This window comes from Pseudoalteromonas sp. SWXJZ10B, assembly GCF_015864475.1.
Taxonomy (GTDB): Bacteria; Pseudomonadota; Gammaproteobacteria; order Enterobacterales; family Alteromonadaceae; genus Pseudoalteromonas; species Pseudoalteromonas arctica.
The window spans coordinates 59,936-71,683 of the sequence record NZ_JADYXD010000013.1; the positions used below are offsets into that span (position 1 = coordinate 59,936).

The 11,748-nt window shown below is 38.6% G+C and carries 9 protein-coding genes; 6 read left to right on the forward strand and 3 right to left on the reverse strand.

Annotation, left to right across the window (positions count from 1 at the left end):
- Nucleotides 1-433: 433 nt before the first annotated feature.
- The 3 genes from I6F54_RS12880 to I6F54_RS12890 all read right to left on the reverse strand — a co-directional run bounded on the left by I6F54_RS12880 (nucleotide 434) and on the right by I6F54_RS12890 (nucleotide 5,405).
- Nucleotides 434-3,364 (reverse strand): DEAD/DEAH box helicase family protein, encoded by a 2,931-nt coding sequence (locus tag I6F54_RS12880; RefSeq protein ID WP_197141670.1) that lies wholly within the window; start codon nucleotides 3,362-3,364, stop codon nucleotides 434-436.
- Nucleotides 3,365-3,967, reverse strand: a complete 603-nt coding sequence (locus tag I6F54_RS12885; RefSeq protein ID WP_197141671.1) for a class I SAM-dependent methyltransferase — start codon at nucleotides 3,965-3,967, stop codon at nucleotides 3,365-3,367.
- A gap of 196 nt (nucleotides 3,968-4,163) precedes the next feature.
- Nucleotides 4,164-5,405: a UPF0149 family protein gene (locus tag I6F54_RS12890; RefSeq protein WP_197141673.1), complete on the reverse strand. Its 1,242-nt coding sequence runs from the start codon at nucleotides 5,403-5,405 to the stop codon at nucleotides 4,164-4,166.
- A 195-nt stretch (nucleotides 5,406-5,600) separates the two neighbouring features.
- Here I6F54_RS12890 and I6F54_RS12895 point away from each other — a divergent pair, with 195 nt between their 5' ends.
- From I6F54_RS12895 to I6F54_RS12920, 6 genes are all read left to right on the forward strand, one after another.
- Nucleotides 5,601-6,341, forward strand: a complete 741-nt coding sequence (locus tag I6F54_RS12895; protein WP_197141675.1) for a substrate-binding periplasmic protein — start codon at nucleotides 5,601-5,603, stop codon at nucleotides 6,339-6,341.
- Between the two features lie 7 nt (nucleotides 6,342-6,348).
- Nucleotides 6,349-7,089 (forward strand): substrate-binding periplasmic protein, encoded by a 741-nt coding sequence (locus I6F54_RS12900; RefSeq protein WP_197141678.1) that lies wholly within the window; start codon nucleotides 6,349-6,351, stop codon nucleotides 7,087-7,089.
- A 292-nt stretch (nucleotides 7,090-7,381) separates the two neighbouring features.
- Nucleotides 7,382-8,980: an ABC-F family ATPase gene (locus I6F54_RS12905; RefSeq protein WP_197141680.1), complete on the forward strand. Its 1,599-nt coding sequence runs from the start codon at nucleotides 7,382-7,384 to the stop codon at nucleotides 8,978-8,980.
- Nucleotides 8,981-9,494: 514 nt separating this feature from the next.
- Nucleotides 9,495-10,238 carry a ferredoxin--NADP reductase gene (locus I6F54_RS12910; RefSeq protein WP_101164395.1) on the forward strand — a complete coding sequence of 248 codons (744 nt, stop codon included), beginning with the start codon at nucleotides 9,495-9,497 and terminating at the stop codon, nucleotides 10,236-10,238.
- A 251-nt stretch (nucleotides 10,239-10,489) separates the two neighbouring features.
- Nucleotides 10,490-11,233, forward strand: coding sequence for a nuclear transport factor 2 family protein (locus I6F54_RS12915; RefSeq protein WP_165728790.1), 744 nt, complete (start codon nucleotides 10,490-10,492; stop codon nucleotides 11,231-11,233).
- A 9-nt stretch (nucleotides 11,234-11,242) separates the two neighbouring features.
- Nucleotides 11,243-11,563 (forward strand): hypothetical protein, encoded by a 321-nt coding sequence (locus tag I6F54_RS12920; protein WP_007583509.1) that lies wholly within the window; start codon nucleotides 11,243-11,245, stop codon nucleotides 11,561-11,563.
- Nucleotides 11,564-11,748 lie beyond the last annotated feature (185 nt).

The window sequence follows — 11,748 nt, forward strand, 5'->3', positions numbered from 1 at the left end:
GTAAATTACTACTAGGGCAATAATCGTTCAGTTAGTGTTAATTTTTGACACCCAACAAAAATAGAAAACCTACATTTATAAACACCAATCGACCAGCACACTCCAACTCCCCGTGATCACACCTGAAACTGACTTAATGATGAGTAATTTACAGCATGGATGCTGTACAAAGCGTAGCTTGGCCACGGATGGCCTATCTACGCTGATTACGTTCACATCATTCACGTAAGTTGAAGATAAAGTGTGATCCTCGGGTGCGCCGTGGGATTCCAAAGGGCGGTCGGCGGCAGCCGCCCTTTGGTTGCCATCGCCAACGCGATATAACCTCGAATAGAGGTCTTTAAATCCCTTACCCAAAATCACGTAAAAATCACGGCTAAAGCCAGTTCCTACAACTTAAAAGCGCGAGGTAAGCTCCCGCCTACAATATTGATTACATTACCACTTGTTTAAACCGTGCGAACGTTCGCATATTTTCATCAGCAATCATTACCTCGTAATCTGGGTTTTGAGCAATTAGCTCATATTGCCCATTTGGAAGTTTATTAATTTTGCGCAATAAGTACTGGCCGCCTCCGCTAATATCATCTCGCTCTATCGCTACTATTTGGCCGCGAAGCGATCCCGCTTTATCGGGTGTTATAAGTTCAAGTAGCAGCAAATCTCCATCAAGTATTGGGTGTTTACCACCATTCATTGAGTTGCCCGATGCGTGTGCTAAAAAATGCACGTTTGGATCAAGTTTGCCTGCGCCAAATGGCGCGTCCATCAGTTCCATATCACTTTCATCCCCAGTTTTAAAGTGTCCGCAGGCAATTTTAATATTAGGGAAGTACGGCAGTTTTAATGCGTTATCTTGCTCTTTTTCTAAATCATCAAAGTGTTTGAATTCCAGTTGAGCTACATTATCGGTTTCTTGTTTTTGTTTTACTTTTGGACGCTGGCTGTATTGCGCTAATTTATATTCAACAAGCTCTAAAACGGCGTTATTTAATAATTCGACTTTATCTTCTGGTACATTAAAAGTTACTTTTAGCGTATCGTTTTCTAAGCTAAACCACTGCTCACTATTTTCCTTAGTTTGAGAATAAAAATGTATTGGGTTTTTACGCCAATAACTTTCCCATACATTTGAGTCTGCGGCAGCATTAAGTTCTGCTGGCTGTAAATCATTTTGTTTTAATAGTGGATGACGAGCCAGTACATTGGCACTTATTTGTGCAAGTTGTGAAACCGTTGGCGGGGTTATAAATCCATTTAACTTTACAAACGCCTCGAGCATTATTGCTTTGAAGCATTTGTTCATACTGGTTGTTTGTATGCCTTTTTGTAAAAAGTCGTAAAACGGTGCTAGTTGCTTGGCACTTTGTTGTGCTTCGTCATCAATATTTTGTGTTTTAGCAATTAACTCAAACCAACTAGCGAAATTACTATTTACCTTTTTTATATCGCCATAGTGGTAGTAAAACTCACTTAATGTAGGTAAATGCCCAAGTTGCTCGGCAAGTTGTGTTATATCTTCTAACGCTGTGGTGCGCTGTATTTTGGCTAGCTGCTGCCAAAAGTCGGTAACTTTTAAGTCAATATTTATAAAGCAGCCATCAGCAAGGTCTGGTTTTTTAAGCTTTTTAACTACACCACTTGGCGTGGTTTCATGTAGTAGCGCATAAGGTTTATTTAAAAAGCTATGGTGGTTACCGATAAAATCGAGCACCACTAAATGGGTTTTACCTTCTAATGTACGTAAACCACGACCTAATTGCTGTAAGAAGAGTATTTTAGAGTCGCTTGGGCGCAGCATTAATATGGTATCAATGCTTGGTAAATCAGTACCCTCGTTAAACAAATCAACGGTAAATAAAACCTCAACTTGACGCTGTTCTAATTGTTTAAGTGCATCATTACGACGCACTTTTGATTGGCTATGCACTGCCAATGCTTTTACACCCGCTTTATTAAATGCAGCTGCCATATAATCGGCATGTTTGGTAGAAATACAAAAGCCCAATGTGCGCTGCTGTTTGTATTGATGCCATTGTGCAAGTGCATGCTCAGCTCGTTTTTGAGTTGCAAATTTGTTTTCAAGTGCTGCTGGATCAAATCGGCCATTACGCCACGGAATAGCTTGATAGTTTACGTTTTCATCCCAAATACCGTAGTAATGAAATGGCACTAACGTTTTTTGGTCTATTCCTTGCGTTAAGTTACGCTCAAATACTAGGTTATTGTCACATAACCCTAAAATATCAGCTTGGTCGGTACGCTCTGGTGTAGCGGTTAAACCTAATAGAAACTGTGGTTCAAAGTAATTTAAAAGCTGACGATATACCCGTGCACTCGCGTGATGAAATTCGTCAACAATAATGTAATCAAAGTCTGTTGCTGCAAACTGCTTTAAGTGATTACTACGACCAATGGTTTGAATAGAGGCAAATAAACACTCAGCGTTTTTGTCTCGCTGTTTACCATTATAAAACCCAGTTGATAAAGTAAGTAATTCAGAAAATGTACGCTGTGCTTGCAAAAGTATTTCTTCACGATGCGCGACGAACAATACACGTTTAGCTTTGAACTGTTTTACATCAAATGCACTTAACCATGTTTTACCCATGCCCGTTGCTAAAACCACTAAGCCACGCTTAAAGCCCTCAGTACGCGTTTGCACTAAGGCATTAAGCGCTTCAATTTGAGCTGGCCTTGGTGTTTTAGCTTCGCTTTGTTCAACAACTTGTTCCGCTGTATCGGCATGGTTTACCGGCACAAACTGCTGTGTTTTACGCCTAGTAATGTAATTGTTAATCCATTCATGGCTTAAATGTGTAACAAACTCGTGATTAAAAATATCTTCAAAAGCCGTGCGTATGCTTAAAAATTGCTTCGCTGCTTGGCTTGTTTTTGGTTGTGTATAATCGTGTCTAAAATTCCACTCATGCCCTTTGGTCAATGCGCTGGCACTAATATTACTTGAGCCAATAAATGCACAGCCATCAGTAATCTCTTTTTGGTCGTTTGTTTTGACAAAAATATACGACTTCATATGAAAGCTTTGATTACTGTGCGTTTGGTAAATACGCACATCGGCTCCACGATCTACTAATGCCATAAGTTCTCTCAAAGCATTAGGATGAGTAATATCAAGGTAATCTGAGGTAAGTAGTTTAAGCGTTGCGCCACTAAGTAAAGCTTCACTTAGTGGGTCGAACAATAAAGCTAAACCACTTGGCTGAATAAATGAAACTGTAATCTCAATCTCAGTAGCATTATTTATTGCATGTACAAGATTGGGTAATAACGGATCATTATCGCCTGTAATAAGCTGTTGTTGGCTAGTTTGCAATTGTTGATGTTCGTTAAAACTATTCATCTAGTATTTCGCTGTACAGTGCGCCAACAAAGCATTTAACCACACTTCACTTTCGCGCTCTGGCCGTTGATCGACTGTTTGCCATTGTTTTATTATTTTAAGCTCGGTGCGTTGATCAATTAATGCAGTTAAAGCAGTTTCGTTTAAATCGGTAAATTCACGACCATTGTGCACACGCTCTGTATCGCCATATTTAAACGATACATATAAAACGCCATTGGGTTTAAGCGCATTTTGTAGGTTTAAAAACACCTGCGGTAACTCAGCTTTTGGAACGTGCAATAAACTAGCGCAGCACCAAATGCCGTCGTATTGGTTTACACTATTTAGCTCTTGGAATGTTTTAACTGTTACAGGTTGTTGTAAATAACTGCTTGCCAACTCTGCCAGCTCTGGGCTTGCATCAAACGCACTTACAGTGAAACCCTGCGCTTTAAAAAATGCGGCATCGCGCGCGCTGCCACAACCGGCATCTAAAATATGCCCATATTGTGCAATATGCGGTAAAAACTCAGCATAAAGCGCCGACATATCAACGTTAAGTGTTGAGTCGCTAAAGGCTTTTGCATTTTGGTTGTAATAAGTAAGTGTGGTGTTTGACACGAGACTCACCGCTCCTTGGCTAATCGTTTAACAGCTAAGACACTGTTAATGCTGCATTCATTATTTGTTTAATCTACAGGAACAAGCGCATTAAATATAGGCTTAATAAGTAGAAATTTTTAAATTAATACGCTGTTATTATTAAGTGCTTATGTTGAGCACTGAGCGCGATATAAATCACGCTAAACGTTTTTTGTTATTTTTTTCTTAGCCAAAAAAGACTCGCGGGAACCGAAATCCACGCCTGCTTACCTAACGAATCAAGGTAAACACCGACCTCTTCTTTACTGCCTGGGCTGTAATATGGCGGCTGTTGTTCTTTTAATTTTTCTTGCCCTGTAAGTATTATGCTAAAGTGCTTATTTTGCTGTTGGAGCTTTTTTTTGTAATTGTTAGCTGGTTTTGAATCGCCATGTTTTACAAAAGCACTTAGCGCACGGCTTGCTGTTGCGTGTAGCTCTTCACTGTCGGACTTAACCAATAGAGCGTCTAACTTGTCCCATTCTTTATTAATTATTAGGCAATTCATTAATAAAAAGCGATTACCTTGATTATCGTTTGGGTTTAGCTTTAGTAACTCTTCGAGTTCTGATTGCGCTTTTTGGGTATAACCATGCAGCGCGTGTATTCTTGCTCGATGCGCGCGCAGCATCATATAAGGGCGGGTTTCGTGCAATCCCCAAAAGTGCCCTGTGTTGTCTTTAATAAATTGCTTTGTAATGTGCCCTTCCATCATTTCTAAAAGCATCTGCATTGGCTCAAGTGCTTTTAGTTCTGTGTCGGCAAGTACCAGTTCAAGTAGTTCATCAAGCTCATCTAATTCATTTGGTTCTTCGTCTAAAAAGCTGTTGTTAAATTGTGCCTCATCTTCATCACTTAAAGTTAGGTCGTTACTAAATCGAAGTTCAAAAATAGCGTCTGCCATAAAATACACATAATTACGTTTATATTCTTGGGCGTTGTATTGGGCAAATTCACCAAATACTTTTGCCGCTGCTTTTTCGCTAGTAAAAGCTTTTAAAACGCCACTTAGGCTATCAACAGCCTGTTTTTGTAGTGCATTAAGTGCACGTTTATTTATGTGTTTAAGCGCCTGTAAAACCCCTTTACAGTAACTTGGTAGGGGCATATTCGGCTTTAGCGAATCCCGGTAGTCTTGCTTGGATAGGCTGCATTTTGCTGGCATTTTTAATTCGTTTTGAATTACTTTATCCATGCTTTGATTATACAGCGCCATTAAGCTTTCGAGGTATTTTAGCTCGCTCTCTTTTTGAAGGTTAATATCTCCAAATAAATCAGGTTGCCACTCACTCGGGGTGAGCATTTGGGGTAATACACCTAACCCCATTAAATAACCTTGTATAAGATAGTAGTTTGGTTGTTTAGTGCTTAATTCACTGAGTTTTATAACATTGTTGCGAATTTTAGTTGGCGACATAACGTGCCCTGCTATGTATTAATTTATTATTAGTGTACCCATAGATAAGGTTACCAACAACGCTAGTTTGGTTGTTTTATCCTAAAATTAATTTTTAACGAAATATTTACAAATTTAAACAAACCCGTGCCGCTAAAATACAAAAGCTGGCTTATACTGTTGTAATAATGAGCGAAATAATAACTATGAGGCGTAATGAATAAATTAATTACCGTATTTTTATGTTTGCTGTTTACGGCTCCATTTAATGTATTTGCTTGTGAAAGAACCTTTAGCGTGGCATCGCACGATGCTTTTTGGCCGCCTTATGTAATGGGCATTAACGGTAAGCTGCAAGGCTCGGAGGTTGATGCACTTAACATTATATTTGCTGACTCCCCTTTTTGTTTTGAGGTTAAGTTACTACCAAATTCTAAGCGGGCTTTTATTGAGCTTAAATACGGCCGTGTTGATTTAGGATGGGCTGCAAGTTATACCGATAAACGCGCTAAATATGTGCACTTTAGCGATAACTACCGAACTGAGGTTATGCGCTTATACGAAAACAAAAATAATCAGCATAGTGTTAAAAGCCTCGAAGATATTTTTAAACAAGGCTTTAGTGTTGGCGCTAACTTTGGAAGCTATTACGGCGAGGAGTTTGAGCAATATAAAACAACGCATAAAAAACAAATTGAATACACGAGTGAAACCAGCAAACGCTTTGAAATGCTTAATAAACAACGTATTGATTTTGCTATTGAAGACGAATTGGTGGGGGCTTATTTTGGCCAAAAAGGCTCAAATATAAAATTAGTAACCAACATTGAGTATGTAAATAAAGACGATATTTATTTAATGTTTAGCAAAAAAACGGTGTCGGTTACTGAGCTTGCAGTAATTAATGAGCATATAAACAAAAACAAAACAGCACTTAATGCGCTGTTTAAATACTAGGAGTGTAATGAAAACTTTATTTTTAACATTTACTACACTGCTATTTACTCACTTTAATGCCCTTGCGTGTTCAAAAACATTAGTGATGGGCACTAACGAAACTAATTGGCCGCCTTACCTTGTTAAGCAAGGTGATACATTTTTAGGTACTGAAGTAGATGCTGTAAGAGCTATTTTTAAAGATTCAAAATTTTGTATTAAATGGACTTATTTTCCGAGTTTTTCGCGTGTTCAAGCTGAGCTTAAAAATGGCCGGGTAGATATAACCTATGCGGCAAGTTATACAAAACAACGCGCTCAATATGCGCATTTTAGTTTGCCCTACCGCGAAGAAGTTATGCACCTTTATAAGCATAAAGACTCAGCTGATGTAACCAGCTTGGCTGATCTTTTTAGTCAAGATTTTACAGCAGGTATTAACCGAGGAAGCTTTTTTGGTAACGAGCTTGAACAACTAAAAACTAAGTATTCAACACAGGTAGTGCTTACTGCTCAAGCAAATAATCGATTTAGCATGCTAGATAAAAAACGAATCGACTATGTTATTGAAGACTCTGTGGTTGCGCAGTACTTTGTAAAAAAACACCCCTCAATTACGCAGGTAAAGTCTATTACGCCGATTAACGTCAACAATGTGCACTTTATGCTGAGTAAGGAGTCGCTAACACTTGATGACGTGGCGACCGTTAATCAATTAATTACTAAAAATGCAGCCGCTATAAAGTTAATTTATCAACCTGTGCATTAAAGCATGGGCAATAACTTAGCTCTTTGACTGCAACACTTATTTAATATTGCTGGCGGTGGTACTTACTTACATTCCCCGCTGTAAGTAAGTACCACCGCTCACGCTAAAAATAGTGGCTTAAAAACGAGAATTGCCGTTATTTTCGCTTGGTTATAAATTAGCTGCCTTTTATCTTTCATTCGTTGTGGCTGATCTGTATAATTCGCCAGCTAATTTACCCTATTGTCTGGTTCTTGTTTGTGGCGTATTGCTGCAGCGTACTCCTGTCAGTACTAATCTAGGATTACCCTTTTTGATCTCCACCGCAAATATTACGATGCAGTTTGGCGCAGAGCCGTTGTTTGAAAACATTTCAGCTAAATTTGGTAACGGTAACCGTTACGGTTTAATTGGCGCTAACGGCTGCGGCAAGTCGACTTTCATGAAAATTTTAAGCGGTGCGCTTGTTCCAAGTGCGGGTAATGTATCTATTACTCCAGGGTTGAAATTAGGTAACCTAAGCCAAGACCAGTTTGCTTTTGAGCAATACAGCGTTGTAGACGCGGTAATTATGGGCGACGTGGAGCTTTGGAAAGTAAAGCAAGAGCGCGAACGTATTTACTCGTTACCAGAAATGAGCGAAGACGACGGCATGAAAGTAGCCGATCTTGAAAGCGTATTTGCTGAAATGGACGGTTACACAGCAGAAAGCCGCGCAGAAGAAATTTTGCTTGAAGCGGGTATCGATAAAGAATTTCATTACGGATTAATGGCAAACGTAGCACCAGGTTGGAAACTACGCGTGCTTTTAGCACAGGCGTTGTTTGCAAACCCTGATATATTGCTGCTCGATGAGCCTACCAATAACTTGGATATTCATACAATTACGTGGCTTGCTAACGAGCTTAACAAACGTAAATGTACGATGATTATTATTTCCCATGACCGTCACTTTTTAAACTCGGTATGTACACACATGGCCGACATTGATTACGGCGAGCTGCGTATTTACCCTGGTAACTACGAGAAATTTTTAGATGCTGCGGGCCTACAACGCGAGCAACTTTTAGCTGAAAACGCTAAAAAGAGCGCTGAGATTGACGAGCTACAAGACTTTGTTAACCGTTTTGGTGCTAACGCATCAAAAGCTAAACAAGCAAGTTCGCGCGCTAAAAAAATGGATAAAATTAAGCTTGATGAAGTTAAATCTTCAAGCCGTATGAGCCCATCGCTTTCGTTTGACGAAGGTAAAAAAATGTATCGCCAAGCGCTTGAAGTTAACAAGATTGGCCATGGTTTTGATGGCGAAATGTTATTTACTGGTGGTGATTTACTATTAGAAGCTGGCGCTAAGCTTGCTGTAATTGGCGAAAATGGTGTGGGTAAAACTACATTTTTACGCTGTTTAGTAGATGAGCTTAAAAGTAATGAAGGCGAAATTAAATGGTCTGAAAATGCGACCTTTGGTTATTGCCCGCAAGACAGCACTAAAGATTTTGAAAACGATTTAACGTTGTTTGATTGGATGTCGCAATGGCGTACAGCTAAGCACAACGATTTAATGGTTCGTGGCATGTTAGGCCGTTTGTTGTTTACAGCAGACGATTCAAACAAGAAAGCACGTAACTGTTCTGGTGGTGAAAAAAACCGCCTGTTATTTGGTAAGTTAATGATGCAAGACGTTAATGTGCTTGTAATGGACGAACCAACTAACCACATGGATATGGAAGCCATTGAAGCGCTTAACAATGCATTAAAAGACTTTGAAGGTACGCTTATTTTTGTAAGCCATGACCGTGAGTTTGTATCGTCATTAGCTACGCGTATCATTGATATTAAAGATAAAAAAGTAATCGACTTCCAAGGTACGTTTGACGAATACCTAGCAAGTTGTGAAGAGAAAAAAGCGTAAACTTTTTCTAATTGCTTATAAAAACGGTGCTAAATTTAGCGCCGTTTTTTTATGTGTGGAATTTGAGTTTAACTATAAAATTAATTAATAAAGGCTTAAATAAATAATTCACTAAGAGGTTAAGAGACGCTACTCTTTTAGAGTCAGTGATAAAATACTCGTTTCTGGCTTGGTTCTTCTCATTTACTCCTCTTTGGCTTCTCCTAGTGCAATAGTTTTTCAAGTAAATAATTCACTAATGGTGATATAAGACGCAGCGCTTTTAAAGTGAGTGATAAAATAAAAAAGCACTGTTTTTTTGACTTTATTTTTCTTAGTTACTGCTGCTTCGCTTTTCCTTATGCAATTAATGGCTCCTATCTCAGAGCTAATTATTCACATTATTTTATTGGTAAATTCTGCATACATCACAGCTTTAAATCTAGTCATATTCTCCTGTAAGTCTTTGTCACTTAATGCTAATGTTTATGGAGTGAGTTATTTAAAACTTTAATGGCTAAACCAAGAGGTAACTATGTCTAATTGGGTTGAAGCAACAGTAAAAAGCGTAACATGGTGGAGCGAAACGCTCTTTAGCTTAACCGTTAATGCTAATGTAGAGCCGTTTAAAGCAGGGCAATTTACAAAGCTTTCTATAATGGATGGCGACAAGCGTATTGCTCGGGCTTATTCATATGTAAATGCCCCTGAAAACCCCGATCTTGAGTTTTACCTTATTAACGTTATTGACGGTTTGCTTTCTCCTCGTTTAGCTACATTACAACCTGGCGAAACCGTACTTATAGAACAACACGCAACCGGCTTTTTTACCCTTGATGAAATACCACAAAGCGATCAGCTTTGGATGTTAGGTACTGGCACTGCCATAGGCCCTTTTTTATCGATATTACAACAGCCCGATGTATGGAAAAAATACAAAAGCATAAACTTAGTGCATGGTGTACGTTTTAATAACGACTTAAGCTATCAGGCACTTATTAACGAGTTATTAAGAGTGTACCCCGAGCAACTCAACTACATTCCTGTTGTAAGTAGAGAAGAGCCATTACAAGGCTTAAGTGGCCGGATTACTAACGCTATTGAGAGCAACGGCTTGTTTGAACATGTAAAATTAAATCCTGAGCCTAGTAACGCGCAATTTATGATTTGCGGAAATCCACAAATGGTAAAAGACACCACCGCGCTACTTCTCGATAAAAACTTTACGCGTAACCGCCGCAAAGCACCCGGTAACATTACTGTAGAGCAGTACTGGTAGGCTACAGTGGTGGTATTAACTATCCGATAACGTTAAAATTTGCTATGTTGCACCCTTATACCAATATTATCAAAAATATGATCATTCTATCGCATTAAATAACTCACTAACTGCGTTAAAAGTTATTCATATAGAACAACTATATGTCACAATTTTCGCCTTGTTATTGTGCTATTTTCTTGACGCTATAATAGATCACTTATTTAATGTAATTGGTATTACACGTGTTTAGTGTTCATTTTAGGAAAGTTATGAAACCGTTATCTATTATTTTTGCCTCGTTAATTACCACCGTTGCGCTTATTACTTACGCCGCAGAACAAAGCGAGCCTGAGCAAAAAGAGCAGCAAGTTGAAGCTCAAGCAAACGTTGAAAAACCAAAAGTTGAAGATGAGCAATCAGTAACTCAAGTCAAAGCTGACGACAAAGTAAATACGCTTGAATACAAAGCACCTGAGCTTAAAAAGCCAACAATTGATGCGACTAAACCAGACGATTCAAAGGTATTGGGTAACGAGCAGATTAAACCTACTGAAAAGCCTAAAAATAAAATAGAAAAAGCAGTGGCTGTAGCCGAAGCTGAAAAAGCAGTTACGCAAGCAAAAGAAGCGCTGACAGTTAAGCAACAAACTAAAGCTAAGCAATCGCGCGAATCACTTGCGGTAGTAGAGCAGTTAGTTAAAGCGTATAACGCGCGTAACATTGAAGAGTTTCTTCGTGTGTATGCCGAAGATGTTGAGTTTTATATTTTCCCTAATGAGCTATTATTTAAAGGTAAAGAAAAACTAATAGAACGTTATGGGCTAATGTTTAAAAAGTTAAAGTGTATTCACTCATCACCAATTAAGCGCATAGTACACGGTGATATAGTGATTGATCACGAACTATCAGAAACCTGCTCAACTGACGAAAAGGTAGTTGATAAACGTTCAGAACTTATTTCGAGTTACCAAATTAAAGATGGAAAAATAGTACGCGTACTGTTTTTTAGATAAAGGCTTTATATGCAAATAAATGACGACAAAAAAATTCGCTTAATGTATCGCATCGAGCCCGGTTGCCTTGGCCCTAAGGGTGCTGAGCATGTTGAAGATTTTTGTCGTTTTGCAAATAAACATATTAAGTCACCATTTTATGGCCAATTTGTATTTTTACCTCGTTACGATAAAACCATAGACGAGCGACAATATAGCGTTAACAGCCGTAATTTATCCCTTGTGCAGGCTCGAGCTTACTTAAAGCACTTTGATATTAATATTGAAGAATTTGAAGAACAACTCGACGAGCTCCTCACTAAAGCGATTGATTTATACTTTAAGCGATAGCGTTTAATTGCTGTTGCTTAGGTATTCTCCCCCTCCGCAATACGTTTTTATTTTAATTATTATTAAAAGTATAAGTAATTTCTTTCACAAAGATAAGGTAATCAGTAATAACTGAGAAAAACCAGATCGGCCAATATGTATCACTACTCTAAAAGCGCAGCGCCTCTTAAGCTCTTTGTAAATTA